Annotated in this window: 27 protein-coding genes; 18 read left to right on the top strand and 9 right to left on the bottom strand. The window is 50.6% G+C overall.

Translation table 11 applies throughout. The annotated features are described in order from the left end of the window. Positions 1–51: 51 nt before the first annotated feature. Complete coding sequence (locus DHN43_RS16800; RefSeq protein ID WP_057464213.1) at positions 52–1227, bottom strand: glycosyltransferase family 4 protein; 1176 nt, start codon at positions 1225–1227, stop codon at positions 52–54. 131 nt (positions 1228–1358) lie between these two features. Here DHN43_RS16800 and DHN43_RS16795 point away from each other — a divergent pair, with 131 nt between their 5' ends. Beyond that, the gene (locus DHN43_RS16795) at positions 1359–2147 is read left to right on the top strand and encodes an alpha/beta hydrolase (RefSeq protein ID WP_108819385.1); all 789 of its coding nucleotides are present in this window, start codon (positions 1359–1361) and stop codon (positions 2145–2147) included. Positions 2148–2181: 34 nt separating this feature from the next. Here DHN43_RS16795 and DHN43_RS16790 read toward each other — a convergent pair whose 3' ends face one another. Further along, positions 2182–3078, bottom strand: coding sequence for a LysR family transcriptional regulator (locus DHN43_RS16790; RefSeq protein WP_208995460.1), 897 nt, complete (start codon positions 3076–3078; stop codon positions 2182–2184). A gap of 130 nt (positions 3079–3208) precedes the next feature. Between DHN43_RS16790 and DHN43_RS16785 the strand changes: the two genes are divergently transcribed. The 5 genes from DHN43_RS16785 (at position 3209) to DHN43_RS16765 (ending at position 8476) form a co-directional block, all read left to right on the top strand. Next, on the top strand, positions 3209–3718 hold the full coding sequence (locus DHN43_RS16785) for a lactoylglutathione lyase family protein (protein WP_108819383.1): 510 nt from the start codon (positions 3209–3211) through the stop codon (positions 3716–3718). 130 nt (positions 3719–3848) lie between these two features. Further along, on the top strand, positions 3849–4466 hold the full coding sequence (locus DHN43_RS16780) for a flavodoxin family protein (protein WP_108819382.1): 618 nt from the start codon (positions 3849–3851) through the stop codon (positions 4464–4466). Between the two features lie 148 nt (positions 4467–4614). Continuing rightward, entirely contained in the window at positions 4615–4935 is a 321-nt protein-coding gene (locus DHN43_RS16775; RefSeq protein ID WP_108819381.1) for a DMT family transporter, read from the top strand. Between the two features lie 222 nt (positions 4936–5157). Next, entirely contained in the window at positions 5158–6141 is a 984-nt protein-coding gene (locus tag DHN43_RS16770; protein ID WP_159096907.1) for an AraC family transcriptional regulator, read from the top strand. Between the two features lie 310 nt (positions 6142–6451). Continuing rightward, complete coding sequence (locus DHN43_RS16765) at positions 6452–8476, top strand: hypothetical protein (protein WP_108819379.1); 2025 nt, start codon at positions 6452–6454, stop codon at positions 8474–8476. 26 nt (positions 8477–8502) lie between these two features. Here DHN43_RS16765 and DHN43_RS16760 read toward each other — a convergent pair whose 3' ends face one another. Next, positions 8503–9426, bottom strand: coding sequence for a LysR family transcriptional regulator (locus DHN43_RS16760; RefSeq protein WP_108819378.1), 924 nt, complete (start codon positions 9424–9426; stop codon positions 8503–8505). A gap of 91 nt (positions 9427–9517) precedes the next feature. Between DHN43_RS16760 and DHN43_RS16755 the strand changes: the two genes are divergently transcribed. From DHN43_RS16755 to DHN43_RS16740, 4 genes are all read left to right on the top strand, one after another. Further along, positions 9518–10108, top strand: a complete 591-nt coding sequence (locus DHN43_RS16755) for a flavodoxin family protein (RefSeq protein WP_108819377.1) — start codon at positions 9518–9520, stop codon at positions 10106–10108. Positions 10109–10240: 132 nt separating this feature from the next. Further along, entirely contained in the window at positions 10241–11284 is a 1044-nt protein-coding gene (locus tag DHN43_RS16750) for a patatin-like phospholipase family protein (protein ID WP_108819376.1), read from the top strand. An 88-nt stretch (positions 11285–11372) separates the two neighbouring features. Continuing rightward, positions 11373–12365, top strand: coding sequence for a penicillin-insensitive murein endopeptidase (gene mepA / locus DHN43_RS16745; RefSeq protein ID WP_108819375.1), 993 nt, complete (start codon positions 11373–11375; stop codon positions 12363–12365). Between the two features lie 572 nt (positions 12366–12937). After that, a complete protein-coding gene (locus DHN43_RS16740) occupies positions 12938–13642 on the top strand; it encodes a hypothetical protein (protein WP_108819374.1) in 705 nt (234 codons plus the stop codon). Positions 13643–13710: 68 nt separating this feature from the next. Here the strand turns inward: DHN43_RS16740 and DHN43_RS16735 are convergent, their stop codons facing one another. Then, a complete protein-coding gene (locus DHN43_RS16735; RefSeq protein WP_108819373.1) occupies positions 13711–14238 on the bottom strand; it encodes a GNAT family N-acetyltransferase in 528 nt (175 codons plus the stop codon). Between the two features lie 434 nt (positions 14239–14672). On the opposite strand from DHN43_RS16735, the gene DHN43_RS16730 reads away from it, so the two are divergent. The 4 genes from DHN43_RS16730 (at position 14673) to DHN43_RS16715 (ending at position 18985) form a co-directional block, all read left to right on the top strand. Beyond that, positions 14673–15389 (top strand): outer membrane protein, encoded by a 717-nt coding sequence (locus DHN43_RS16730; RefSeq protein WP_159096904.1) that lies wholly within the window; start codon positions 14673–14675, stop codon positions 15387–15389. A 240-nt stretch (positions 15390–15629) separates the two neighbouring features. Then, positions 15630–16373, top strand: coding sequence for an outer membrane protein (locus DHN43_RS16725; RefSeq protein ID WP_108819371.1), 744 nt, complete (start codon positions 15630–15632; stop codon positions 16371–16373). A gap of 129 nt (positions 16374–16502) precedes the next feature. Continuing rightward, entirely contained in the window at positions 16503–18308 is a 1806-nt protein-coding gene (lepA, locus tag DHN43_RS16720; RefSeq protein WP_108819370.1) for a translation elongation factor 4, read from the top strand. A gap of 98 nt (positions 18309–18406) precedes the next feature. Then, on the top strand, positions 18407–18985 hold the full coding sequence (locus DHN43_RS16715; protein WP_108819369.1) for a PhnA domain-containing protein: 579 nt from the start codon (positions 18407–18409) through the stop codon (positions 18983–18985). 130 nt (positions 18986–19115) lie between these two features. Here the strand turns inward: DHN43_RS16715 and DHN43_RS16710 are convergent, their stop codons facing one another. The 4 genes from DHN43_RS16710 to DHN43_RS16695 form a co-directional block, all read right to left on the bottom strand. Beyond that, complete coding sequence (locus tag DHN43_RS16710) at positions 19116–19775, bottom strand: hypothetical protein (RefSeq protein ID WP_108819368.1); 660 nt, start codon at positions 19773–19775, stop codon at positions 19116–19118. A gap of 136 nt (positions 19776–19911) precedes the next feature. Beyond that, a complete protein-coding gene (locus DHN43_RS16705; protein WP_108819367.1) occupies positions 19912–20406 on the bottom strand; it encodes a DUF2165 domain-containing protein in 495 nt (164 codons plus the stop codon). Between the two features lie 110 nt (positions 20407–20516). After that, positions 20517–21395, bottom strand: coding sequence for an alpha/beta hydrolase family protein (locus tag DHN43_RS16700; RefSeq protein ID WP_057464235.1), 879 nt, complete (start codon positions 21393–21395; stop codon positions 20517–20519). 182 nt (positions 21396–21577) lie between these two features. Continuing rightward, complete coding sequence (locus tag DHN43_RS16695; RefSeq protein ID WP_108819366.1) at positions 21578–22483, bottom strand: LysR family transcriptional regulator; 906 nt, start codon at positions 22481–22483, stop codon at positions 21578–21580. Positions 22484–22591: 108 nt separating this feature from the next. On the opposite strand from DHN43_RS16695, the gene DHN43_RS16690 reads away from it, so the two are divergent. The 4 genes from DHN43_RS16690 to DHN43_RS16675 all read left to right on the top strand — a co-directional run bounded on the left by DHN43_RS16690 (position 22592) and on the right by DHN43_RS16675 (position 25581). Continuing rightward, the gene (locus tag DHN43_RS16690) at positions 22592–23050 is read left to right on the top strand and encodes an SgcJ/EcaC family oxidoreductase (protein ID WP_199914826.1); all 459 of its coding nucleotides are present in this window, start codon (positions 22592–22594) and stop codon (positions 23048–23050) included. Between the two features lie 42 nt (positions 23051–23092). Beyond that, positions 23093–23836 (top strand): VOC family protein, encoded by a 744-nt coding sequence (locus DHN43_RS16685; RefSeq protein WP_108819365.1) that lies wholly within the window; start codon positions 23093–23095, stop codon positions 23834–23836. A 652-nt stretch (positions 23837–24488) separates the two neighbouring features. Next, the gene (locus tag DHN43_RS16680) at positions 24489–24977 is read left to right on the top strand and encodes a DUF2267 domain-containing protein (RefSeq protein WP_208995459.1); all 489 of its coding nucleotides are present in this window, start codon (positions 24489–24491) and stop codon (positions 24975–24977) included. A 169-nt stretch (positions 24978–25146) separates the two neighbouring features. Then, complete coding sequence (locus DHN43_RS16675) at positions 25147–25581, top strand: hypothetical protein (protein ID WP_208995458.1); 435 nt, start codon at positions 25147–25149, stop codon at positions 25579–25581. A gap of 24 nt (positions 25582–25605) precedes the next feature. Here the strand turns inward: DHN43_RS16675 and DHN43_RS16670 are convergent, their stop codons facing one another. Further along, entirely contained in the window at positions 25606–26394 is a 789-nt protein-coding gene (locus DHN43_RS16670) for a hypothetical protein (protein WP_108819364.1), read from the bottom strand. Positions 26395–26487 lie beyond the last annotated feature (93 nt).

Raw genomic sequence — 26487 nt, 5'->3', positions numbered from 1 at the left:
CACGTAAGTCAACACTAGTTTTGTAGGTTCTGACGCGACATTTACAACCAGTTAGCTTCCTGTTGGTAACAGCTCGCGGTAAACGTTTAGTGTGGCATCACACATAGCCTGCTTGGTGAATGACCGTTCTACATGGTCATGAGCCCGTTTGGTGAGTTTGGCACGGTCTCCAGCGCTCATATCCAAGGCCTGAGCCATCAACTCGCAGAGTTCTTCAGCATCACCATTTTCAAAATGCCAACCAGTACGCTCTTCAGCCTTTACAACAGGCGGTACAAGAACCGTTTCCGGTACAGCACCAATGTTGGAGACGATGATCGGCACACCCGCTGCTTGCGCTTCTACAGCTGCACGACCAAAAGCCTCGGCTTCAATGGAAGCAACAACAGAAACATCTGCTATTGCGAGGGCTGCCGGAACATCTGAGCAGTGCCCAACGATGCGCACACGTTCAGTCAAATCAGATTCTGCAATCTGAAGTTCCAAAGACTGGCGATAGGATTCGCGCCCCTGATCATCGCCCGCCAAAACCACAAGCACGTCATCATAGCCGCCACGTTCGATCAACTGGCGCGTTGCTTCAATCAGCACGCGCTGGCCTTTCCATTCAGTCAGGCGGGCAAGGTTTATCACCACGCGGCGGTTGTCAGAGACACCCCAGCGCGCGCGCAGGTCTGTGATACGCTCATCGCTGATATTGTCGGGGTTGAAGGATTCCACATCCGGGCCGCGATAGATAACCGAGGTTTTGCCTTTTGTGCGCGGGTCGCGTTTTTCCACCAGATCCGCTGTGAATCTGGAGTTCGCGATCACCTTGTCCGCACGGGTCATGGAAGAGTTGTAGAACGCCTTGAACTTGTTCGTTTCCTTATAGATGCCGTGATAGGTGGTGACATAAGGAATGTTAAGACGGTGAGCCGCCCACAAGGCCGACCATGCGGGGGCACGGGATCGGGCATGCACCAGATCAACTCTGTTCTGCTGGCAGATACGCTCAATCAAATAGGAATTACGCCACATGGTCCAAGGGTTCTTGGACTTCACTGGCAGTTCAAAGTGCACTGCCCCTGTTGCTTCCAACTCGGGGACCATGCGTCCGCCCTGCGAAATCACAAGGCTATTCCAGCCTTCGTTGACGATCGCCTCTGCGACATCCACTGTGGTGCGCTCGGCTCCGCCGGTTTGAAGGTCGGGGACAATTTGCAAAATGGTCGGCACTTTGGACATTTCTCTATGTTTTTTGAGAGTGATCCAACTATGCTCGCCAAAATGTCCGGCGGGCAACTGTGGAGGCACTGTAATCAGGTTTCCGAACAATTGCCGGCCAGTATAAGCCGATAAGTGTTTGGAGGTTATGAATGAGTGCTGACTTACCGCAATTCATCAGCGTTGGCAAAGGAGACAGTGCACGGAAGATCGCAGTGCGACATGATGAACGCGGTGCGCCGGGTGTTCTGTGGCTTTCCGGTTTCAAATCCGACATGCTTGGCACCAAAGCCGAAGTGCTTTGTGAGTGGACTGAGAAGCAAGGCCTGACCTGCACGCGCATGGATTATTCCGGTCATGGCGAATCCGGCGGTGAGTTTGTTGACGGCACCATCTCTCTTTGGTTGGAAGAAGCCGTTGCTGTGTTCAGGCAGTTCTGTAAAGGACCGACCATTGTTGTTGGCTCTTCCATGGGCGGCTGGATGGCACTGCTACTGGCAAAGGCGCTGCACGAAGCCTCCGAGACCATTGAGGGCACCCTCTCCGGCATGGTGCTGATTGCCCCTGCCCCGGATTTCACTGAGGAGCTGATGTGGAAGCATGAGTTTACCGATGAAATCAAGCAGGAGATCATGGAGAAAGGCCGCTTTGAGCGCCCATCCGAGTATGAAGACAGCCCATACATCATCACCCGTGATCTGATCGAGGACGGCAGGACAAACCTTTTGCTTGGCGCGCCGATCATCACCAATTGCAAGACCATCATTTTGCAAGGTCAGAAGGATGATGCAGTTCCGTGGCAGCATGCGCTGCGCATTGTTGAAGGCATGGCCCATGACGATGTGGTGCTGACACTGGTGAAAGACGGCGATCACCGCCTGTCTCGCCCGGAAGATCTGGACCGCATGATTGCTGCTGTGGCGGAACTGGCCCAGCGCTAATCTGATTTTGTGGTTAGGCTTCTGTGATGGTAGCCTAACTGCTGCTCATTTGACCGCATAGTTCTGCGATTTTTTTGCTGAACCAGTCATAACGCGCTGCCAAAGTGCGATGCTTTTTAGCTGTCAGATAGAGCGGGTCACTGACGGGCTCTTTCAGCTCCACAATTCTGATGTTCGCTTGTGCCTCAAAACTGCGAACGGCGGTTTCCGGTAAAACCGTGTATCCCAGTCCTTGTGCAACAGGTACAAGGATCTGACTGAGCTGGTTGATGTAACCAGTTGTTCTGAGGTCAGCAGAAATAGCACTTATCTCTGGAAAATTTGGCGTGAGCAGGCGCTCTGCATAGTGTTGTCCATCCGGATGATCAATGAAGCCCAGCGACTCCAGGTCCGCGAAGACCGACGGGTTCCCATTGAAATCGGCTGGCACCACAAGGCAAAGCGGTTCATCACCGATGTGGTGTTGCACAAGTGAGGACTGAACAGTCTGCTGAGTAACGATGCAGAGATCGACCTCATTGTTTTGCAACAGTTGGAGGCTGCGATGGTTGGGAGCCACTTCGACTTTCAGCAGTAAACCGGGATGGACGCTCTGTTGCTTGAGAAGTTTGGGATAGAGGTAGAGCGCCATGGACCCGGAACATGCAATGCGGACTTCACCGATATTGGGATCATCTTGCTGAATGGCGGCGCGAAGGTCTGCTTCCTGCCTCTCTGCTTTCAATGCAAAGCCCAGCAGAAGCTCCCCTTCCCGCGTCAACTCAAAGCCCTTGCCGATTTTTGTGATTAGCGGCGCACCGATTTGCTGCTCCAGCTTTTTCAGGTGCTGGCTTACACCCGGCTGTGTCATACCAAGTTGATTGGCTGTCTGGGTGAAATGACCAGTTTCAGTTAGTTTAACGAAGGTCTTAAGCCACTGAGAATTCAACATGGCCCAAGCATACATAACATTAAATTATCATAAAACTAATAAATGATAATTTTTGGTTTTCTCACAGAATTGCTACATCCAACGTATCCAAGGCATTCCGCCTGTAAAGTTTAGCGTAGCGAGGTCTGTTATGTCCGCACCTTATCCAAGACGTTTCTCTCACATCGGTCTTTCCGTTCCGGATGTAGAAGCTGCAGTGAAGTTCTATCGTGATGTGATGGGCTGGTACATCATCATGGAACCAAGCGAGATTGTTGAAGATGACAGTCCGATTGGTGAAATGTGTACTGACGTGTTTGGTAAAGGCTGGAAGAGCTTTAAGATCGCTCATCTTTCCACCAGTGATGGCATTGGTGTGGAGCTTTTTGAGTTTGCGCAGAACGAGACCCCGGAAAATAACTTCGAATATTGGAAGACCGGTATCTTCCATTACTGTGTTCAGGACCCGGATGTGGAAGGTCTGGCTTCCAAGATTGAGGCTGCTGGCGGGAAACGCCGCATGAAGGAGCCACGCTACTATTATCCGGGCGAAAAGCCGTACCGCATGATCTACATGGAAGATCCGTTTGGCAACATTCTGGAAATCTACAGCCACTCCTATGAGCTGCATTATTCCAGCGGAGCCTATAAGGAATCCTAGGCAAACGGGGATGTGCGTGAAGAATTTTAATCGAGCACATCTAAATCTGCCCGAGCTATCTTAGAGTAGCTGAAAGGCGTTTGCTCCCAAATAGACCGGAATTCTGACAGGCTTTGAAGAGTAACGGTCCATGTCAAAAGACATTCTGGTAGCAATCGCCTTTTTTTCTGCCAACGGACATACCGAGGCACTGGCACATGCAGTCGCCCGTGGTGCCAGTGAAAACGGTGCCACGGTCACTTATGTGCCTGTCAGCGATTATGAGGACACGGACTGGGACGCTCTGGAAGCCGCTGATGCCATCGTTTTTGGAAGCCCGACCTACATGGGAGGTGTGGCTGCCCCCTTCAAATTCTTCATGGATGCCTCTGCAACCGTTTGGTACAAACAAGGCTGGATCAACAAGATCGCCGGTGGTTTCAGCGTATCAGGTTCCATGAGCGGCGACCGGCACAACGTCTTCCTTCAAATGGCAGCCTTTGCAGCCCAGCATGGCATGATCTGGGTAAGCCTTGGCATGCCGCCGGGCAATAATTACAGCTTTGGCAGCGACAAAGATCTCAATCGCCTTGGCGTGTATTATGGCGCAGCAGCGCAGGCCAACATGGATCAAGGGCCAGAAGTGGCTCCTCCTCAATCAGACAGAGACACAGCCTTTGCCTATGGCGCCCGCATTGCAAAGGCGACACGCCGCTGGGTGGAAGGTGGAGAAAACCATCCATCTCAAGGAAAGAGCCCTTTACACTGAGGGCTTAAATCGCATTTCTTATAGGTGATCAAATTTGGAGTGGAACGCTCAAACGGCATCAAGCTTTTGTTTCATCGCGTATTCTCTTAAGCGCACCGTTGGTGGTGAACAGAGGTTACGCTTTAGACGTTGCGTTGGAGGCAACTGAATGGCATGGATCTGGCTCATCATCGCTGGCCTGTTTGAAATGACCTTTGCTGTCTGCCTCAAGCTGTCTGACGGCTTTACCAGACCGCTCTATACAATAGCCTTTATCATCACAGCCTTGCTGTCGCTTTACTTCCTGACCAAAGCCATGGTGTCCATACCGCTTGGTACAGCCTATGCTGTGTGGACGGGGATCGGTGCTTCTGGCATCGCAATCCTTGGCATCTTCCTCTTTGGAGAACCAATCACCTTCCTCCGCCTCTTCTTCATAGCCATGCTCATCGCAGCAATCGTCGGGCTGAAGTTTGTTTCGAATGGGTAGGTGGGGAGTTACTTCATCTCAAATCAATTTTGCAAATTTACTCCTTCAAGTTCAGAATTTAAGCATGCAGTCAGTTAAAGGAGATTGAAGCGTAGGTCCGAAACGATTCTGCAGAGCGTCCTACTCACTTGCTCCCTCGATTTCCAAGTGTTAACACTACCACTATCAGTTGCAACGTATTGGCATCATCTTCATTTGCGAAAAAAATCAGATCATATTTCTTTGCATCGGCAAAAAGACGTTCGGTGGGGGGACTGGGTAGAAACCTATCATGCAGTTACCGGGGATGTGGTGAACAAAGCCTATTGCCCGCCTGTAGAGAACTTTTCTGCATCTGTGAGCGCCCGATTTCTTCCAGATGCCAGCCTTTGTCTGATTTCCGGTGGTCACTATTATGTCGAGCGAACTGAGAAGCGAACTGCACAAGACAACATCGATGTGTATTGCATTCAGTTCTACTGCCATACCGGAGGAAGCGAACTTGAATGCTCCAAAGGGAGCTTTGGACTGCAGAGCGGTGATCTGATTTTTTATGATGCTACACAGCCCATGTCTGCACATCACGCAGATTATCAACTTTGCAAGTTGATGCTGCCACGCGAGAAGTTGAGTGGTTACATTTCAGCCCAGCGTAGCCACCCTATTCAGATCTTTCGCGGTAATGCTGCTCCCTTGCCAATCATTCGGCAATTGATGCTCAGTCTCAGCACAGAGATCAACACACTTACAGATGATCAATACACCAGCATTGTTGATTGCATCGCAGAGTTGGTCGGACAGATCGTGTCACATCAAGACAATGAAAACTCCAGCTCTACACTTTCCCGTTCAGTTCAGCATCTCCGCAGGCTTCAAGTAAAAGGCCTGCTCCGACACAACTTATCTAACCCTGACCTGAGCAGTGATGATCTTGCCCACTTGATGGGTATTTCGCGAAGTACCCTTTACCGTCTGCTTGATCCGATGGGAGGCTTTGCAAAATACCTACGCACCATGCGGTTAGCGCGGGCCCGCCAGCTCCTACGCCTGCAAAATCGGAAAGAAATTGGAGAGCTCGCTGAGGCGTGTGGCTTTAAGCACTTATCGACATTTTCCAAGGTGTTTCGAAGCGAGTTTGACATGAGCCCCAGTGAAATGCTGAATGAACTGCATCGGAGCAAGGGGACTCCACTCAATACTTATATTCATTGGGCCAAAGCACAATAATTTCTGTGTGACGAATTTAAACTGTTGATAAATAAAAGAAATTACCTCTTCACTGACAACGCATGAGTGAGGCTTACTTTTGCTTCATCGTGTCAAATGAGCCCAAAGACCTCCGAACTATTTTCTCTGGTGTTTCATGGCAGTCCTTAACTGTGAGTTTTTCCGTAATTGTCGGACACTTCATTTTTGCCAGGACTTCAATTTATGCTCATCAGTGAATGAAACAAATATTTGCAGTGCTCTCTATCTCGGTACTTTTGGATGATTAGCGGCCAAGATTGAGCCTCGCTTTTTCGGACTCTTATTGCTCATGCACTTTTCACCTTTCTCGTCAGAATTTCGTTTAGCAGGTTTGGCGCTTACTTTACTTTGGTCACCTTTTACCGTCACAACGAGCCTTGCACAAAGCCAGCTTCAATGGCCACCTTTGGAGGTGGTCACTTCTCTACCTCACCCACAAGACCCTTCTGTAACTCTCTCTCTTGCTAACGCTATCAATGCAGATGGGACAATAGTCGTTGGCGTACAGGGCCTGGCAGGGGCCTCTAGCGCAGCTGTCTGGAATACAACTCAGTCCCCCACTGTCCTTCTTGGCAATCTTCCAGGATATTCGAGCTCATTTGCGACAGGGGTCAGCGCTAATGGGCAAGTTGTTATTGGCAACTCTATAAAATATTCAAATTCGAGTGTGGTACATGCATTCCGTTGGGAGGGAGGTCACTTACAGGACCTTGGACACCTTCCTGGAGGAAACGAGGCATTTGCAACCGCGACCAATGCCTCTGGAGAGATTGTGGTGGGCAACGCAGATAATTCCAGCGGCCTCACACGCGCATTTCTTTGGCAAAATGGCAGCATGCAAGACCTAGGTACGACTGGGGGCGCTAGTGAAGCAGCAGCAGAAAATGTAAATGTCGATGGAACCGTAGTCGTCGGCACTTTAAATAAAGGAAACCAGATCTCCGGAGCGTTTCGATGGCAAAATGGCCTGATGGAAGAACTCAATCCTCTCACAGGGGATGTTGAGGCTGATGCAAAAGATGTAAGTGCTGATGGGCGGATCATCGTAGGGCATTCTGGAGACCGTAGCACTCCCAATGCCACGAGATGGGTCAATGGCAAAGTTGAAAGTTTGGGGACTCTTCGCGGAGATTCCTACTCCTATGCTTTGGGGATAAGTGATAGCAGCGGTGTTGTTGTCGGCAACTCAATCGGAGCTGCCAGAACACGCGCATTTCGATGGCAAAATGGAGAAATGAAAGATCTCGGCCAACTGACAGGGGCTGTTGCTACTCATGCGATTGACATTAGCGCTGACGGTTCAACGATTACCGGCTACTCATATGATGGAACCACGTACAGCGCCTTCATTTATCGCACAGCTATTCAAGATCTTGCTAACGTGCAAGCTTCTGCCATTGAGGTCGCAAATGAATTTGCGAATGCCGTGGATCTGAATAGTCATTTAGCGAGGAAGCTTAGGGAGGAAGAGTGCCACATTTCGCAGGGCCGCAATGCCTGTTTGGGTGTTCGGGCTGGCGCAACTAGTTTGTTTCAGGGGACCAATGCTTTTGGTGGTAGTTTAACTGGTGCGGTCAACATCAGCGATGCTTTCAAACTCGGTGCAAGTGTTGGGACCTATGGAGAAGGGAATACTGGTTCAACGTTGGGCTTGAATTACGGTATTGGCGTCGGTGCATTCGCCGAGTATTTGATTGGTTCGTTTCCTCTCGGTTCTAAGGATACCCATGTTCGTGCCCGCCTTGATGGGGCATGGCTTTATAGCGATGCAGATGTCACACGTGGGCAAGATTTCACTGATGTACAGGTAGGAAGGGGCTCCACTCATTTCAGCAGCAGGACTGTGGGCGCACGACTTATTGCAGATCATCAATTCTCAGAGAATTTCATGATCTCCCCCTATATCGGTGCATATTGGGAGAACACCTATCAAGCTGGATATGACGAGCAAACAGAGCTGGACACCATCGCCCATATTCACGGTAACTCGACAAGTGCAGCCGCTGGTATTTTTGGCCTCCGGTCCCGGTTTTCTGTTTTTGAGCAACTGGAACTCGGTTTTGCTTTGCAAGGGGAAGTGGACTTCTTTGCAGATGATGTTGAAGTATCAGCTTCTACCAATATCCCCGGTCTGGCACATTTTTCTGTTGGTGCAGAGCGTTCAAAGAACAGAGCTCGTTTTGTTGCCGAAGCAAGTGCAGCCTATAATATGACTGAGCAAAGCCGCGTTGAGGTCTTGGGGAAGGTCTTTTCGGCCCGTTATCAGGACAAGCTTGGAGGCGATCTTGCTGTCAGGTTCTCAAGCAGTTTTTAAGTGCGTGGCATACATCGTCACTTTAGCTACCGGTATTGCTTCGTAGTTTCTTTCATCAGGTCGCGGGTCCATTTGATCATTGGGTCGTGGTGGTAGCGCTCGTGCCAGTAGAGGAAGAATTCCTGGTGATGGTCTTTGAGGAAGTCCGGCACTGGGGAGGGAATGGTTTTGTGGCCGGTGTAGATTTGGGTGTCGAAGATGGAAGGCACCAGAAAGAGCATGTCGGACTGGCCGCAGAAGTGCATGGCCGCGAAGAAGCTGCCGATTTTTACCGCGACGTTTCTCTTGTGGCCCATAACTACCAGTTTCTCGTCAATGATACTGTGCCCAGAACCCGTGATCATAACCGAGATATGATCCTGACTGAGGTAGTCCTCGAGCGATATAGGCTTGCCTGCAAGCGGGTGGTCTTTGCTCATCAGGCAGACGTAACTGAAGCGGCCCAGCGAGAAACGATGGAGCTGGCTTGTCGCTGATGCTGGGGTTTGGCCAGACAGGACAAAGTGCGCCTCTCCACTTTCCAACGGTTCGAACTGGTTGCGGATGTCACTTTTCAGCTCAAGCTTTAAGCCGGGAGCATCCTGCTTCATACGCTGTAGCAGTGGCGGCCCGTAGAGGTTTACCTCCAGCTCCGGGCCTGAAAAGCGGATGGTTTCTTCCGCAGTGGCCGGGTCAAATTGCGGTTTAGCGATGACGTCCTTTATGGTTGCCAGAGCAGAGGGGAGTAGCCTTTGGATCTCCATGGCTCTTTCCGTCAGTTCATACTCTCCGGCAATGCGAACCAGTAATGGATCTTGCAGGGCATCACGCAGGCGTTGCAAAGCACGGCTCGCTGCGGGTTGGCTCATGTGCAATTGCGTGGCAGCAATAGACACGTGGCGTGTTTCCAGCAGCTTCTCCAAAACGACGAGAAGGTTCAGATCTACATTGCGTAAATTCACCTGACGCATAATGACTATACCTTACATGCATTAGACGAATGTCACATAGCTGAATAGACAGGTGCTGTCGATCTCACAGTGCAGGAAAAAGGAATTTGCAATGAGCGTGCAGAGCAAGGTCATCGTCGTTTATCATAGTGGGTATGGTCACACTCAAGTCCTAGCAGACGCCGTGCTGCAAGGTGCATTGGATGCTGGTGCAGATGCTGAGCTGATGTCAGTCGGCACATTGGATGATGTGAACTGGGACAAGCTGGCGGCGGCTGACGCCCTTATCTTTGGTTCGCCAACATACATGGGCAGTGCGAGTGCGCCGTTTAAAGCTTTTATGGATGCCAGTTCTAAAGTTTGGATGGAACGTGGCTGGGTCGATCAAGTTGCAGGTGCGTTTACAGTATCGGCTTCTCGCAGTGGCGATAAACTTGGCACGCTGACACAGCTGAGCGTGTTTGCTGCTCAGCATGGCATGATCTGGGTTGGGTTGGATCTGATGCCCGGCAACAACAGCAGCACAGGTTCTGAGGAAGATCTCAACCGTTTGGGCAGCACACTCGGCGTCATGGCACAGGCCAATGCGGACGAAGGACCGGAGGTTGTTCCACCGAAAGCCGACAAAGATACAGCCAAAGCACTTGGTGGCAGAATTGCGAAGGTGGCAGCATCCCTCACCCTTGTGAGTGAAGCGGCTTAACCCTTAATTCACTGCAATTGCAAGTGCTTGGATTTGTGCGGGCGCAGGTGCCATCTCTTCACCTCATTTTTGGACAAACTCGATACGTATAAGAGCAAATTAAAACACAAGATCACTGTATCGGGTTTGTCTATGAAAAAAAGAAAACGCATTATCCTTTCCATTGATGGTGGCGGAGCACGCGGCCTTATTCCAATTCGTCTGCTGCGCGGCCTTGAGACCAAATTATATGAGCGCGGAAAATCCGCTCCCCTTTGCCGATACTTTGATTTGATCTGCGGAACATCCAGTGGCGGCCTGATTGCTGCCGGGCTGACGGCACCGAACCCAGACCGTGACAAATCCGGCCAGCCAGCGATGACGCTCAGCGAGCTGCAAGAGTTTTTTGAGATCGAAGCCCGCGAGCTTTACATGAACAACCGCAGGCACTGGCTGCCTCGGCGCCTCTACCATACTTTCGGACAATTCAATAAAGGCATTCAAGAGCGTCCCATTGAACAAGCCATCAAGCAGCATATTGGCTGGAGTGCACTTTCTTGCAGTATGACCGCCATTTTGCTGACCGCGTATGATCTGAAAAACCGCCGTGTCGTTTCCATGAGCAACAACACAAGCGGGCGGGACGATTATTATTTCTGGCAAGCTGTGCGGGCCACGACCTCCTCCCCATCGTGGTTTGAACCAGCCCGCGTTGAGAACCTGACGACTGGCGATGAAGAAATCATGATTGACGCTGCCGGCTTCCTGAATGACCCAGTTCTTGCAGCCTATGCAGAGGCACGCCGTCATGGATGGGCACCCAAAGACATCATTATTCTCTCGCTTGGCTCAGGTAATCCGGTTGAAGAAAAGCATAGCTTTAACCAGGCAGTGAACTGGGGCACAAGCGGTTGGCTTTCTCCTGAAGAAGGTACGCCCCTGCTCTCCAGCTACATGCATGGGCAAACAGCCTCCACGGGTCAGTATGCTGATGTGCTGTTTAAAGACATGCCAGGGATTGAGTACATTCGCCTCAACGCTGACCTTCCACACTTTGGCAGTGACATTTACAGCGTGCGCCCGGGCGAAGTGCTTCAGCTCAACCGCATTGCAGATGACCTCCTTTCCGGCCATGGAGATGAGCTGGACAAACTGGCCGACATCATGGAAGAAAGGCAGGATGGCCCCGGCTTTTAGGCTTCACAATCCTTCCGCCCCTGCTACAACCACTAGGACGAATAGTGAAAGTGATTCACGCTATAGCCGTGGATCCATCGGAGGGATCATGTTTGGGTTGAGAGGTCATCAGCGCACGATTGCCTTAATGGCTGGTGGAATTGTTGTGAGCCTGTTTTCTGCTGGTGCTCATGCTGTGCCTCTTCCTGACACGAAGCCTCCGCTCTCTGCTGAGGATTATCGCGAAGCCCTGAAAAAGCAGCCCGAATTTCCGGGAGCTGCCAAGTATCACTTCGGGCACAAGAAAACGCCTGCCAAAACGAAACCTCTCTCCTTTGGCAGCTATGCAAGAGGTTGTGTTGCAGGGGCTATCTCCATTCCTGAAGACGGTGAGAACTGGCAGGTCATGCGCCTGTCTCGTAATCGCAATTGGGGGCATCCTGTTCTCATTGATTTCCTGAAGCGTCTGGCTGCCGATGCGCCAGATCTGGGCTGGAATGGCTTGCTGGTTGGCGATCTTTCGCAGCCGCGCGGTGGCCCGATGTTGACGGGTCATGCTTCTCATCAGATTGGATTGGATGCTGATATCTGGCTGAGACAAATGCCAGACACACGCTTCAGCGCCAAACAACGCGAGTCAGAGAGTGCAGTTTCCATGCTGAATGGCAACCTGAGCAAACCGGGGGCGGACCGCCGCGTCAACCCGAAGCGCTGGACGGATGCCCATGCGAAGCTGATCCGCCGCGCTGCCCAGGACGCTGGTGTGGCTCGCATCTTTGTAAATCCGACAATCAAGAAAGCACTGTGTGAGTTTGAGAGTGCTGATCGCGACTGGTTGCGCAAAGTACGGCCCTGGTGGGGGCACCACTATCACTTCCACGTGCGGATGGCCTGCCCAGACGGCAGCACACAGTGTAAAAATCAGGCCGTGCCACCTGCTGGTGATGGCTGCGATAAGGAGCTGACCTATTGGCTTTCTGATGCTCCCTGGGTTCCAAAAAAGCCGAAACCAGGTGAAAAACCAAAACCACGCAAGCCCAAGCCTCCGCTAGCTGTTGCCGACCTGCCTAACAGCTGCGCAAAAGTGCTACGGACGGAGTAAGGTTGGCATCCTGCTGATGCTATTGAACTCGCAATCTCCAGTGTGCTTGGCGGGGACTGCTTTCATGTGCTGGTGTTTAATCCATGCCTTTCAGCAGAGGCTGAGGTAGAAAAACCATATTCATGGCCGTAGAGAATTCCCCCGCACGTTTGCAAGCAAACTACTGAGTTCTTTTACTCCACCATCTTATGAGATGAGTGGTTGCTCAGTACAGATTTGCACTTTTTAGACAAGCGGTGTCGGCAGAATCGGTATTCTTCGAGCTAGCCAACTGACAGAGTATTCATAATCAACGCATCATGACATAGATGAATTATGATCATTCATAGTAAGCTCTATATAAATACGTAAACAGCGCCCAACCTGCTAAAACACACCCAACACGCTTACAACATTAAAATTGTAGTAGAATCAAATAAATTCAAGTATTTGACTCCACATACAAACACGTTTACTTATTTCTCAGCTCATGTAAGAGCTAGATTTTGCTACCTACAGATATGATGTCTGTTGTTTCAGTGCGCATGCTGATTTCAATAGCAATTTATTGATATTCTGTAGAGGTATTCATTATGGATGTTAGTGGCGTTCGCTTATCCTTTTCATTTACTAATTTTGCCGGAAATTATGACCCTGCTCCAGTTATGACGCAGGACGAAGTTGCGATTGGTCTGCTTCAAGACATTGTTCGGTTTACGCCAGACAACGAGCTTCGTCAGAAAAGTCAAAATGCAAAAACTGAGGCTGAAAACAGCAACGACCCAGCGAAGAAAGCCATAAGCAAAATCTTTGAAGTTCTTGTTGGGCTTAATCTTGACGCAATGGACAACGTCATACAGTCATATCTATCGCAACAAGACCGTAAGGCTAAAGCTATTCAGAAATTCTTTGATATATCCAAAGATTGGACAGATCCGAATAGTGAAGTTGTTTTCCGAGAGGTTATGAGCGCAATCAATGCCAGTGCAAAGACCGGCGATCCTATTGCAATCGAGATAAAAAAAGCGATGCAAGACGGCACGCTCCAGATGGAAGATATGGCGGATTATGGGTTTGAGACAAAATCTGATTACATCGTCTATCTAAATCCTGATGGAGAGTATGTCGTAGGAATGTCTTCGATTACTCACGTTGGAGAGTATGCGAGTGCTGATAGTCTGTTCGCAGATCTCACCTATGTAAATGACGAAGGTCGTTCAATTGATAAGAGAACAGGCCACAACGCGTACTATGTGCAAGTTGCCAAAAATCTGGCCTTCTACTTCACGTGGCCCTAAAGATATTCGCCATTCAATCTTCTATGATTGGACATATATATCGGGGAGCGCTATCGCTCCCTTTTTCCTCAATCATGCATGTACGCAGTTGGGGCTTTGTCGTTGTTCAAGATGAGCGTCATCAGGGTCAGGTCCAGCCAGCGGCCGAATTTGAAGCCGACTTGGGGGAGCTCTCCGCTGACTTTGAAGCCGTAGCGTTCGTGCAATCGGATTGAGCCTTTATTGTCGCTGTCGATGGCACCGATTAAGACGTGTTTCTGATCTTGTTTTGCAAGTTCGATCAGTTTTTCGAGCAATACGGATCCTGCCCCTTTTCCACGAGATTGCGGCGTTACATAAACTGAATGCTCCATGGTTTTGTTATAGCCTGGCTTCTCACGGAACGGGCCATAACTGCCGTATCCCAGCACATTACCGTTGTCGTCTTCAGCCACGATGATCGGAAACCCGCCAGCAATCCGGTTTTCGAACCAGGTCTTACGGTCTTCCAAAGTCTCCAACGCATCCGTCCAGATTGCAGCCAGAGTTTTGACTGCATCATTGTGAATTTCCAGGATGACAGGAAGATCAGAGTTGGTTGCATGACGCAGTTTCATGGAAACCCCTTTAAAATACCCTGGGCAAATAACGCTAGAGTGAAGGTATGCGTGTTGCCCCGGAAATCTACTTTTTGCGTAGTTTTGATAGATACGCCTTAACTTTCAGCAGAATTGTCATATTTTACGACAGGCCTCAAGAACACACCGCACGCAAACACTTGAGTTTATTGCAGGATAGTCTGGGACCTGGAGTCAAAACCGAGCAGACATCAGATAGCTGAAATTTACTAATTATCAGATTATTTTACGTAAATTTAACCATAGTTCTTGATCATTACATCAAATTTCAATGGTTGATTTTAAGGTTATCAATTAATTACTGCACCCTTGGGTAGTCGTTACTTAACAGAGAGTAAACACGTTACTCGGCAGCAATTATCTCACTCCTTGAATATCACCCTGCTTACACTTTCATATCTGGAGTATTTGAAGTGAAACAGGTTCTGTGTATTTCCACCCTTATTGCGGGCGTTGGATTAATAATTGCCGGAGCATCCACTGCGCAGGCTCAAGACAGTGGCATGTACATCACCCTCAAAGGCGCAACTGCATTCACCATGCGGAGCTCCTACGACCCTGTCGACAATAATCCTTTGGACAAATACTCGACAGACTTCTCTGACGAGTGGGCGGTTAGCGGTGCTGTTGGCACAAGACTTAATGAGTTTATTCGCCTCGAAGCAGAGCTTGGATATCTAAGAAATACTATTGAAGATATTGACAGTAACGCATTTATCTTGACACGAGGAGGAGGCACATCTTTCTCAACCTCCTACCTGATGGGCTCAGTGTTTTTTGACTTGCCCCTAAATGATCAAATCGCAGTTTTTGCTGGTGGTGGTATTGGTGTTGCCAAACCAAACATGCAGAAAACTGAAGTTAATGTATCAGGCTCGCCTCACACACAAACACGCACGATGGAAACAGAGGATGTTTACGCCTTTGCATTCAAGCTTTCCGGTGGTGTCGCTTATGAAATGATTGAGAATGTGCACCTGATTGCAGATTATAGCTATCTAAGAACAAGTGATTTCGATGTGAAGCACATCACCCGCGTCAACTCGACCCCACCGACAGCTTCAAAAAACACTTTGCAAACAAACATTGAAACTCACCTTATCGGCGTTGGTCTTCGCTATGATTTTTAGCGGGTAACATATGTAAGAACTTTGCTAATTTTCACTATTGACAGAGGCGGCAGGTTGCCGCCTTGTTTTGCGCGTAGCGACTACTGGTAATATCATCAGACCTCATAGATACCAAACAAGTTATATCATTGTAATTGATACCTATATTTTACATGTTCTGTGAATTACATCATTAATTATTTGGTAAGACTTGTCTATTTGCGCGAATCTCCCTTTCAGGACTTCAGGAGATAGTGCGCAATGGGAAAGTTTTCCTCTACTGTGATCATGTTAGTTTCTGCGTTATTGGCGACAGGAGCACTCTCTGCCCGTTCCTATGCTGCGGATTTGGCGGCGGCTGCGCAAGAAGCAGCTGCAGCAGCGGCTGAAAAGGCGGCGATGGGCATGTTTCCACTCAAACCTTATGCAGGTGCTAAGGCCTTTGTTTCTTACGCACCTGATGGTGATTTTTATACACCTGGGACTGGGCGGACAAAATTTTTCGAATACAATATCGGCTGGAATGCCGCTGCGTTTGGCGGTGTAACGGCTGGGGACTTTGTCAAACTTCAGCTGGATACTGGTTACATCAGCAATAGCGTTTCTAACCTTTCCGGGGTGGACGGTGGTAGTGGGACTGTAGCCGCCGCCTATGTGATGGGCGGCGTTATTCTTTCTGCGCCCCTATCTCCCCTCACCAAAAAGGTCATTCCCTTTGCTGGGATCAGCATTGGGGCTGCATTTCCTGTCATCGGGACTATCAATGGCACAATTAACGGGGATGAGTTCACAATCAAAGGCAGCCAGTCGACGGTGGGGGCCCTGTTGGCTCGCGGAGGGGTAACCATAGCGATTAACCCCAAACTTGGAGCAACACTTGAATATGGGTTCTTCCAGACAGCGGATTTCTCACTGAGCACAACGGACAATATCTCCGGCTCTGGCAACGCGTCGACCGATATGTCAGCTCATTTGTTTGGTCTTGGCTTTGAGTATCACTTTTAGCCAGATAGCAGCGAAAATCTGAGAGAAAGCCAATTGCTATTCACTTTATTGGCTGGAAAACGGCAAAAAAGCGCGTGGGCGCTTATTATGTGCTTTGCCATAGAGCAAAGCAGTGGTAATTGAGCGCCCATGACGACCAAAACTTTGTCCAATATTCGCAATTTCTCGATTGTCGCGCACATCGACCACGGTAAGTCCACCCTGGCCGATCGCCTCATCCAGTCTACCGGCACTCTCACTGATCGTGAGATGACGGAGCAGGTTCTCGATTCCATGGATATCGAGAAGGAGCGCGGCATTACCATTAAGGCTCAAACCGTTCGCCTGATCTATAAGGCAGATAACGGTGAAGAGTACACGCTGAACCTGATTGATACCCCAGGTCACGTGGACTTTGCCTATGAAGTTTCTCGCTCCCTTGCTGCGGTGGAAGGCTCCCTTCTGGTGGTTGATGCCTCCCAAGGTGTGGAAGCGCAGACGCTTGCGAACGTCTATCAGGCGATCGACAACGACCACGATATCGTGACCGTTCTCAACAAGGTTGACCTGCCTGCCGCCGAGCCGGATCGCATCAAAGAACAGATCGAAGATGTGATCGGGCTTGATACGTCTGACTCCGTGATGATTTCAGCGAAAACCGGGCTTGGTATTCCTGATGTTTTGGAAGCAATCGTCAAACAGCTTCCTGCACCAAAAGGTAATCCGGATGGCCCGCTCAAAGCCATGCTGGTGGACAGCTGGTACGATACGTATCTTGGTGTGATGGTTCTGGTTCGCATTATCGACGGTGAACTGAAAAAAGGCGACTCCATCAAGATGATGGGCACGGGCGCTGTTTATCCAGTTGACCGCGTTGGTGTGATGACCCCAGCCTTCGTTGCAACGGACCGTCTTGGACCGGGTGAAATTGGTGTTCTGACAGCTTCCATCAAGGAAGTTGCTGATACTCGTGTGGGTGACACCATAACTACGGATAAAAAGGGCTGCACAGAAGCACTGCCGGGCTTTAAGCCTGCTCAGCCAGTTGTGTTCTGTGGTCTCTTCCCGGTGGATGCCAACGACTTTGAAGACCTGCGCTCTGCTATGGGCAAGCTGCGCCTCAATGATGCATCCTTCTCTTATGAGATGGAAACATCGGCTGCGCTTGGCTTTGGTTTCCGCTGTGGTTTCCTTGGCCTGCTGCACCTTGAGATTATTCAGGAACGCCTGTCCCGTGAGTTCAACCTTGATCTGATCGCAACAGCGCCATCTGTTGTTTATGAGATGGAGATGACAGACGGTTCTCAGTTTGAGATGCACAACCCTGCTGATATGCCGGATGTTGTGAAGATCAAAGAGATCCGTGAGCCCTGGATCCGCGCGAACATCATGACACCGGATGAGTACCTCGGTGCCATCTTGAAGCTGTGTCAGGATCGCCGTGGTGTGCAGGTTGACCTTTCCTACGTTGGGTCTCGTGCAATGGTCACTTATGACTTGCCGCTCAACGAAGTGGTCTTTGACTTTTATGACCGCCTGAAGTCCATCTCCAAAGGCTACGCTTCGTTTGATTACACAATCAGCGAATACCGTGCTGGTGACTTGGCCAAGATGTCTATTCTGGTGAACGATGAGCCTGTTGATGCGCTCTCCGTGCTGGTTCACCGCTCACAGGCAGATAAACGCGGTCGTGCGATGTGTGAGGTTCTGAAAGAGCTGATCCCGCGGCACATGTTCAAAATCCCTATTCAGGCAGCGCTTGGTGGCCGCGTGATTGCACGTGAGACACTTTCTGCGCTGCGTAAGGATGTCACCGCGAAATGTTATGGCGGTGATGCTTCCCGTAAACGCAAGCTGCTGGACAAGCAGAAGGCGGGTAAGAAGAAGATGCGCCAGTTCGGTAAGGTTGAGATCCCTCAGGAAGCATTCATTCAAGCGCTGAAGATGGATGACTGAGCACCGATTAGAGCTGCAGTAATACTAAGATTCAAGACCGGCCCTTATGAGGCCGGTCTTTGTTTTTGGCAAATGCGACTATGAAAAGGTACGTAGATATGTCCCTTGAGAATGACCTGCGCAGCCGCGCAGACGATAAATGCGAGCTTTGCGGTGCGACAGAGGATCTTGCTGCAGTCGCAGTTGGTCCGGATAGCGATGGCAGTGTAGAGAAATCCATTTTGGTTTGTGGTACTTGCTCCGCACAGTTGGAAAGTGAAGCTAAGCTGGATGTGAACCATTTGCGCTGCCTGAATGAGAGCGCATGGAGCACTGAGCCAGCGGTTCAGGTGAGCGCATGGCGTCTGCTTGGCCGCCTCTCCAGTGAGGCCTGGGCACGAGACCTACTGGATACGCTGTATCTGGATGAGGAAACGCTTGAGTGGGCTCAGTCCGGTATGCCAGCGGCAGAGGATGAAGACGCTATCGTGCACAAGGATACGCACGGCGCTGTGCTTTCTGCTGGGGACACCGTGACGCTGGTCAAAGACCTCAAAGTCAAAGGCGCGGGCTTCACTGCCAAGCGCGGCACAGCGGTGCGGAACATTACTCTGGTGCAGGATAATGCAGAGCACATCGAAGGCCGTGTCAACGACCAACGTATTGTTATTCTGACGGAATTCGTGAAGAAGTCCTGAGGATTAGCACTAAAAACCCGAGACGTAGAAAGCGGCCTAATTGGCCGCTTTTTTTATGACGCAGGCTACTCGTTTAAACGGCTGATCTGCTCAAAATCACCAGAGCACGTTTGCATAAGGCGCCGTTAGGCTAGTTTTCTCCGCCATTACGCTGCAGGCGAATCTGCGTGTGTAACAAGATCTGCTCGGGGGTTAAGCGCAGGAGGGGTTGGTTGTCCTTCCATTGATAGAGGCTTGAGCCGAGGTTTGAGGTTTCTATGCGGTAGTGGCGGCCGCCTTGGCGGGCGTACCAATCTATGCGGTCTTTGTTGAACCATTTGTTGGTCTTGAGTGGGTGCAGCATGGTGAGGTTGCCGGGGTAGTCGGCGAGGAGCAGGTCTATGGCGTTGGCGGCATTGGTTTCTTCAGCGACACGATGAACTTCGCAGATCTGCGGTTTCTTGATTGTGGCGAAGCGTTTGCCGACATGGGCGTATTCATTGAAATGTGCCATGCTTTCATTTTGCGGCAGATAATCAAACACCACGATGGCACCATCACAGATGGAGGAGAAATAGAAGGATTTGTTGGTGTATTGGAGCGTCACCCGTTGCGGTTGGTTGGCAATTTTGCGTTGAACAGTGTTGCCGCTTCCTGTCAGGTACTCGTTGCCCTTCTTTTTTTGCAGGGCGAGGCCGAGGCCAATCAAGTAGTCATCATCAAGAAAACGCGCGGGTATGGACCTGTGTGGCTTCCTGTTTGAAGCTGCTGGCTGGCCAGAAAATACATTCCTCCCAAAGCTTGTATCCATGTCTGTTCCCCGTCACCACAAGTGGTCGATGTTTCAAACGTGGAACAATTCCTAGGCAAAAGCAGTCCTTCAAATGCCTCAGATGGATAGTCTCAGGTCACATCTAATGGGGTGGATCTCATGGTCTCCCACCGTCTCAGCCGTGGTCTTCCTCTTTCTGGTTCACGAAGATCAGCCCCAGAAATGCGATGATGCTGATGTTGTAGGAGGTGTCTATGGCCCCTCTCCCGAGCGGAGATTGCCATGCGAGGAACCACTCTCCTGCTCCTGTTACAAAGATGCCAAACCAAAGCAGAATGGCGATGCAAAAGCCGAAGGAGACGGTGGATTTGGAGCGATTGAATGAGGCCGCTGGCCGATGAATGCTGGCCAGCATGCGCAAGCTTCCCAGAACCAGCAAGAGAGCAATGAAACCTTCTATGGCCAGAATAATGGTGAGGAAAGTGGGCGCGGTTTCCAGAGGGAACACAGCCCGGAATTTGGGGCTGGTTGGGAACGTGTCCACCATGGAAATGACGCTTTCAATATACGCCAGATTGGCCGGTGCATCCTGATAGTTGTTGAAGCAGACCAGAGCAGCAAAACCGCCGAACGCCAAGGAGACCAGAACTTTGATCAGTCGAAGAAGCATGGGACTATCCGCTTTTTCGACAGTAAAGCAGATTGGCGCTAATGCGTGGTTAGGTGCTCTCGTTAGCTCTGGTCTTTTTCATTTGCTCTTTGTTAATGGAGCGGCCTGCCTCAAGCAATATCCAGAATCTCAGGCCACAAGACCGCGTTTTGCTTGGCGAAGGCCTTCAGATGCCCAACTTCCTTGAGCTCGAAGTCTGCCGGATTAAGGATTTGTCGCGTGACCTGCGCATCTTTGTAGAGAGGTGGAAGGCGTTCCACTGAGGCATTCGGGGCAAGATCATCATCGGTGAACGACATGATTTTGATCGGGCCAGTGAACGGCTTCGGGTTCATGGAAGGTAAAACACTACCGATGTCATCCTTGAAGAAGGTTGGAGAAGTGCACCATTTACGCCATTGCCAGTAAACACCAGCAGGAATATCTGCGCCGATCCCAAGTGCCTTACCGGGCAAATAACCTTTCATACGTGTCACAGCTGGCCCTAGCAAATACCAGAAGGCAACAACAGTCAGGAAATATGGCATATGGTGGTCACGCCAATAAACCTGACCGCAGGCAACTGTGGTGACTTTATCGACCATGTCCAGGTTTCGATGGAATGGCAACATGAAGCCGCCAAGAGAGTGACCAATCACGTGAGTGCTGGGCGTATCAGCCAGTTTCAGCAGCGCATCAAAGGCAGCTTGCTGATCATACAGGCCCCAATCAGACATCGTGGCGGAAGAGTTGCGTGGATGTATCTGTTTAGAGGCGCCAAAGTCGCGATAGTCATAAGTGAGGCAGAGATGGCCCTGCTCTGCGACCCAGCGGGCAAACTTGGCATAAAACAACTGCGGCACACCGGTTGCGCCGTGAATAATGACTGAGGATTTTGGGTCACCCACAGGCCAGTAGGCTTTGCCAATCAGTGTGGCACCCTCGCTGGGAATTGTGATTGTTTCCACGCGCTGTTCACTTTCAGCCATCATTTCTTCCAGTTGCTTCATAGCGGTATCTTTTCAACTTACGATAGCCGCATAGGATCATATATTAACGTATAGGTAAAGTCAGAAGGTAAAATATACCGCTCGCTTTTAAGAGAAGGTTTCATGAGTTCATTCTCGGAAACACTCTGATTTCAGAGCATGTTGTGTAATTTGTTAGAGGTAGGGATCAAGTGAGACCTGCCTTATTGCAGTGCTTTCGCCAAGGCTTGCTGAATTGCTGTGATTGTCTCCTGCACCGATTTGGGTGGCAAAGTATCATAGCTGTGCACGGCATAAATTGGTGTTGGTTCTGGCTCTGACAGAGTAAGGAGAGGCTGGAGGGTTCCAGTCTTCAGGTCCTGCGCAATCGCGATATCCGGCAGGAGCGCAACGCCCAGGCCGTTTCGAGCAAAAGCTGCGATGGCTTCAATGGTGTTGGCTTTGACGGCAGATCTGAAGCTCACCTCAATGCTCTCTGAACTTTCCTGAACCGGGAAGCGGTGCCGCACCACAGCAGGCTCTCGTGTATGAGCGATGTATGGCAGGGATTGCACCCATTGCCAGTAGAGCGGGTCATCAGCGGAAGGTGCCTTGTCCATAACAGTGGGCGCGGCACACAGAATATCGCACAGGGTCCCTATACGGCGCGCCTGAAGCGTGCTGTCTGGCAGTTGGCCAACACTGATCGCAACATCAATCCCCTCAGTGATCAGATTGAGGCGCTTGTCCTCCGCTATTACTGAAGGCTGAAGGTTCGGGAACTTATCTTTCACAACTGCCAGGGCCGGTGCGATGACAGGCGTGATGAAAGCGTGAGGGGCTGTGATGGTGATCGGGCCAGACGGGACCGCCCCGAAACTCTCCATCTCGGTTTCTGCCTGTCGTGAGAGTACGAGGATTTCTTTACAACGCTGGTAGTAGCGCTCCCCTGCCGGGGTCAGAGAGAGGTGGCGCGTGGTGCGGATGGCGAGTTTTACATCCAGCTGTTCTTCCAGCCGTTTCAGATTTTGACTAACGGCGGATTTGGCGATGTTCAGCTCATCGGCTGCGCGTGTGATTGAGCCGGTCTCGACAATTGTGACGAAGGAGAGCGGAAGCGTTGAGAGCATTATTGTTCTCCTAATATGAATAGTAATTTCAGAAATAGAGTGTTTTTCAAACAATGCAAGTGCGGCAAAAGACAGTCATCAACATCGCATCTGAACGGAGATCACGTGATGACTTTCATTAAATCTATCGCTCTCGCTGCTACTGTCGCAGTTGGATTGAGCGGACAAGCCATCGCTGACGAAGCAGGAAAACTGGCAGAAGGTGAATACAAGCTCAACACCGCTGTTGCCACTGCAAGCCGTGCCTGGCGTGATGCGTTTAACGCAGGTGATGCAGCGGGTGCGGCAGCGCTTTATGAGGATGATGCCGTGATGGTGGTGAAGCCATTTGGCACCTTTAAAGGACGCAAAGCGATTGAGGGCTTTTGGACAGACATCATCTCCAAGGGATTTGATGATGTGGTTTACAGCAGTACCGTCACCACTGTTCTGGACCAGACCTCTGCCCGCGTTGCAGCCAACTGGAAGATGAACAACGCCCATGGCGTCATCACCAATGAGCTTTGGGTTTTGCAGCCGGATGGCCGTGCTTTGCTGCGTGAGGACCACTTCGAGATCGCTCAATAAACACGCGTATTTGCCTTGTGCCCTGATAAAGGACAGCCCGTTATGACAAAGCTTGATACTCTTCGTTTGCGCGTCCGTGATGTGGCGGCTCAAAAGCGATTTTATTGCGATGTCCTGGGTATGTCCGATCAGGGTGACGGGCGGGTCGGATATTGTGCGGAAGAGACGGCACTTCTGTTCACTGAGGCGGAGGCGCCTTACACGCCGCAAGCTACCGATCTTTATTGGAAAATCGCACTCTCAGTTCCCAATATCGAGCTGGCTTGTGCCCAGCTTCAGGCGCACGGTGTCTATGTTACAGGACCGCAGCAGTTTCGGGATGTTGGGTACCTTGCCAAACTCACAGATCCGGAAGGTTTTGTGGTTGAGCTGATTGACCATTGGTTTGAAGGCGACCGGCCTGATCTGGAGTTTGATGAAAGCCGATTAGGTGGAGGTCCGCATCTCAGCCTTGTGACCTTGCGCACTGGCGACATTACGGCAATTGAGCCCGATATTCTCAGTTGGGGTATGACGCCGCTCTCTGTTCAGCCTGTCGAGCCTTTTGGTTTCACGCTCTACTTTTACGCCTTCACGACTGAACAGCCTCCAAACCCTGATCTCACCGGAGTTGAGAACCGGACCTGGACCTATCAGCGGCCTTATACGGTGCTGGAAATTCAGCATGTTTCTGCTTTGGAGACGGAGAGTTTGCCGGAGGTTGGTGCAGCAGGATATGGCGGCCTGATACTTGGCTCAGCCAGTGCAGCTTTACATTCTGAGCGGCTGATGATTACGGCAGATTGAGGCTGTGGCAACTCCCGCTCGAATCTGCGGGTTGGCTGAAAACGAAGAAGGCGGCAGAGCTAGAGTCCCCCTATACCCTAGCTCTAGCCGCCTTATCGTTATGAGGTGATGCCGACTTCAAACCGTCCTTTAAAGTCAGCGCCTCACACTTCGACTGAATCTCTGTCCGAGTTATTCTTTGCTGAGATCTGCGTCTAAACCCGCGATCATGCGATCTGCAGTTTTATTCCGTGAAGAAAACTCTGAAATCACAACCATCCCAAGGATCGCCAAGAATACGCAAATGAATAATATCAAACCGAAAGTCATAGTGCCTCCACTTCAATGACATTTAAAGCGTAGATAGCATTTTGACCTATGTCAATATGAATTTATAATTTGACTAATGTGAAATTTACTCATGGTCAGAAGCGATATTTCTTCATCATTTCATTTCGCATCGCACAACTTAGTATAATTATTTCTTTTATTATTCTTGACCACAAACTTTCTAGCACTGACCTCACCTTTACTCGCAGTTATAGTACATATACGTAGATTACCTAAGTTAAATCGATTTAAGAACCAGCTGAAAATCAGTCACTTTTGCAGCGCGAAAACCTGAGCTAAGGTCGTACATCGAGCGATCACCCGTATTTTCGGAGTTACCTTCATGCCTATGCCTCAGGAGTATCAGCTGGCCTCTCAGCAGTACGAATCTTTCCTTGCTGATGCTCAGGACGCGCTTGGCCTGACCACTCGCAATCAGACCTACACAAGCGTACAGGCTGTTTTGCTGGTGTTCCGCCGGAGACTGGACGCTGAGCAGGTGCTGTCCTTTGCAGATACGCTGCCAGCGGTTCTTCGGGCGATTTTCACGTCTGGCTGGAGCAGCAGCGACTACACTGCGGACTTTGGCGCTGAACACGATTGGGCTGCTGAGGTGAAAGCTCTCAGGGCACATCACAACTTTGCGGATGATAAGACGCCTGCACGTGTGGTTGAGGTTTTGCGCAGCCGCGTTGACCTTTCCCGCTTTGAGCAGGTGTTAGGCCAGATCGGCCCTGACGCTTTACGGTTTTGGGGATTTGAAGTTTCGGCTGAAGCAGAGGCGAAGAGAGAGATATCAGAAGGCACTCCCTCACAGACTGAGGCTTTGTAAAACCTGTAGTTTTTTCAGTAGATCCGTTGACTGTAAGGGATGGCTCGGGCAGGGAGGGAAAGATCTTGCCTCCTCCCCTTTAACTTTCCAGAGGCCAGACGCTCATCTCTCATTGCCCACTCATATTCAGAGTATTGCAGGGCGGAAAGTTGCGAAGGAAATTTCAGCCATGCTTATGAAGCGTTTCGGACTGTGTTTTGCTGTTTGTGTGTTGGCTACTGCTAGCAATGCGGAAGACGCCGCCAGCCCTGTTTATGACGCTGCCTCAACCACCTCAGCTCAGAATGTGGTTGTCTCTACACAGCCGCACCATGTTGCCATCGGTGATATGAGCGTTTCCTGGCAAGAGAGGCCTTCATTTCAGGAGCAAACTGGCAGCACGCTAAGCCTGGTCGCTGTGACGTTTACTGAACTTGATCCTGAGACCCGTGCGCCCATCGCCTCGCCAAGCTTGTCTGTGAACGAGAGGTTGAAATTAGCAAAGACAGCGATCGAGCTCTCGCCCGGCTGCGCTTATTACGGCTACGACCCTGAAATCAACGTCATTGATGGCTTCAGGTGGAAGGATCATGACAACATCATCGTAGTGCTGGCTGGCTGCTAAGCGCCAGCCTGATGCACTTGCTGCCTATTTAAAAACGCAGCGGTTGATGGCCGGATCCTTACCGTCCAACTTTTTCGAGAGCAATTTAGCTACTCCCAGAGGCGCACCTACCATAAGCTCAGTGCCAGTGGAACTGACTGATTTGACTGAGCAAAGCTTGTCGTGGAACGACTTATCGCAGCACGTGCCATCGGTGTTGCGATCGCCGGGTGCACATAACCAGGGGCCAGCCATCTGAAAGCCTGCGGACGGGCTGGGCACTGAGGGGCAGGAACAGATGATCTCGTCTTCCTTGACGGCTCCGATACCGGGGAAGTCTTTCCCCTGCGTGCTCTTAAAACAGAAACCACCGTCACATTGAGCAGAGTAGCCAGCGGGCGCATCGTCTGTGTTGGGGCAGCTGTACGTCGCCATGGGTGGCCCCAGCTTTTCTGTGTCGGGATCGTAGTCAGTTTCCATCTGGCGCGGTGTGGCATAGGTGCTTACCGTGAAACCGTTATCAATGCCGGCCTTTAACAGATCACAGACATCCTTTTTCTCGTCACCCTCTTTATAGTGAAACGGGAGAGAAATGCTCTGTTCGTTCATCACATCGCATTTGCAGTAGGCAACAGTGTCGACGGTCCAGCATTTGGCTGTGGCGCACAGGGCAAACGTGTTGGGATCATCCTGAGATACCGGGCATTCCTTGAAAAGACTTAGGTCTGTGCTTGCGTCTGTGCCGGTTTCAGCGTTGGCTGCACCTATACTGAGCAGCGGGAACGCGAGTACGAGCCATAGCGTTGCTAATCGTGAAGCTGATTTCAGCGGCATTTGTTATCTCCTTTTTGCGCTGAACGGTTGCCGTCTTATGGGCTAACAGTCAGGGATGCTTATCTGCTTGCTTATGGTGTCGCGATGTCGCGG

The sequence above is a fragment of the Pseudovibrio sp. Alg231-02 genome (genome assembly GCF_900143565.1).
Lineage (GTDB): Bacteria > Pseudomonadota > Alphaproteobacteria > Rhizobiales > Stappiaceae > Pseudovibrio.
The sequence above is the reverse complement of the archived record's forward strand: the minus strand, read 5'-3'. Positions and strand labels throughout refer to the sequence as shown.

Bases quoted from the DNA above. Each gene is read 5' to 3' on its own strand.
- DHN43_RS16800 (WP_057464213.1), bottom strand. From the start codon at position 1,227: ATGTCCAAAGTGCCGACCATTTTGCAAATTGTCCCCGACCTTCAAACC.
- DHN43_RS16795 (WP_108819385.1), top strand. From the start codon at position 1,359: ATGAGTGCTGACTTACCGCAATTCATCAGCGTTGGCAAAGGAGACAGT.
- DHN43_RS16790 (WP_208995460.1), bottom strand. From the start codon at position 3,078: ATGTTGAATTCTCAGTGGCTTAAGACCTTCGTTAAACTAACTGAAACT.
- DHN43_RS16785 (WP_108819383.1), top strand. From the start codon at position 3,209: ATGTCCGCACCTTATCCAAGACGTTTCTCTCACATCGGTCTTTCCGTT.
- DHN43_RS16780 (WP_108819382.1), top strand. From the start codon at position 3,849: ATGTCAAAAGACATTCTGGTAGCAATCGCCTTTTTTTCTGCCAACGGA.
- DHN43_RS16775 (WP_108819381.1), top strand. From the start codon at position 4,615: ATGGCATGGATCTGGCTCATCATCGCTGGCCTGTTTGAAATGACCTTT.
- DHN43_RS16765 (WP_108819379.1), top strand. From the start codon at position 6,452: ATGCACTTTTCACCTTTCTCGTCAGAATTTCGTTTAGCAGGTTTGGCG.
- DHN43_RS16760 (WP_108819378.1), bottom strand. From the start codon at position 9,426: ATGCGTCAGGTGAATTTACGCAATGTAGATCTGAACCTTCTCGTCGTT.
- DHN43_RS16755 (WP_108819377.1), top strand. From the start codon at position 9,518: ATGAGCGTGCAGAGCAAGGTCATCGTCGTTTATCATAGTGGGTATGGT.
- DHN43_RS16750 (WP_108819376.1), top strand. From the start codon at position 10,241: ATGAAAAAAAGAAAACGCATTATCCTTTCCATTGATGGTGGCGGAGCA.
- mepA (WP_108819375.1), top strand. From the start codon at position 11,373: ATGTTTGGGTTGAGAGGTCATCAGCGCACGATTGCCTTAATGGCTGGT.
- DHN43_RS16740 (WP_108819374.1), top strand. From the start codon at position 12,938: ATGGATGTTAGTGGCGTTCGCTTATCCTTTTCATTTACTAATTTTGCC.
- DHN43_RS16735 (WP_108819373.1), bottom strand. From the start codon at position 14,238: ATGAAACTGCGTCATGCAACCAACTCTGATCTTCCTGTCATCCTGGAA.
- DHN43_RS16725 (WP_108819371.1), top strand. From the start codon at position 15,630: ATGGGAAAGTTTTCCTCTACTGTGATCATGTTAGTTTCTGCGTTATTG.
- lepA (WP_108819370.1), top strand. From the start codon at position 16,503: ATGACGACCAAAACTTTGTCCAATATTCGCAATTTCTCGATTGTCGCG.
- DHN43_RS16715 (WP_108819369.1), top strand. From the start codon at position 18,407: ATGTCCCTTGAGAATGACCTGCGCAGCCGCGCAGACGATAAATGCGAG.
- DHN43_RS16710 (WP_108819368.1), bottom strand. From the start codon at position 19,775: ATGGATACAAGCTTTGGGAGGAATGTATTTTCTGGCCAGCCAGCAGCT.
- DHN43_RS16705 (WP_108819367.1), bottom strand. From the start codon at position 20,406: ATGCTTCTTCGACTGATCAAAGTTCTGGTCTCCTTGGCGTTCGGCGGT.
- DHN43_RS16700 (WP_057464235.1), bottom strand. From the start codon at position 21,395: ATGAAGCAACTGGAAGAAATGATGGCTGAAAGTGAACAGCGCGTGGAA.
- DHN43_RS16695 (WP_108819366.1), bottom strand. From the start codon at position 22,483: ATGCTCTCAACGCTTCCGCTCTCCTTCGTCACAATTGTCGAGACCGGC.
- DHN43_RS16690 (WP_199914826.1), top strand. From the start codon at position 22,592: ATGACTTTCATTAAATCTATCGCTCTCGCTGCTACTGTCGCAGTTGGA.
- DHN43_RS16685 (WP_108819365.1), top strand. From the start codon at position 23,093: ATGACAAAGCTTGATACTCTTCGTTTGCGCGTCCGTGATGTGGCGGCT.
- DHN43_RS16680 (WP_208995459.1), top strand. From the start codon at position 24,489: ATGCCTATGCCTCAGGAGTATCAGCTGGCCTCTCAGCAGTACGAATCT.
- DHN43_RS16675 (WP_208995458.1), top strand. From the start codon at position 25,147: ATGCTTATGAAGCGTTTCGGACTGTGTTTTGCTGTTTGTGTGTTGGCT.
- DHN43_RS16670 (WP_108819364.1), bottom strand. From the start codon at position 26,394: ATGCCGCTGAAATCAGCTTCACGATTAGCAACGCTATGGCTCGTACTC.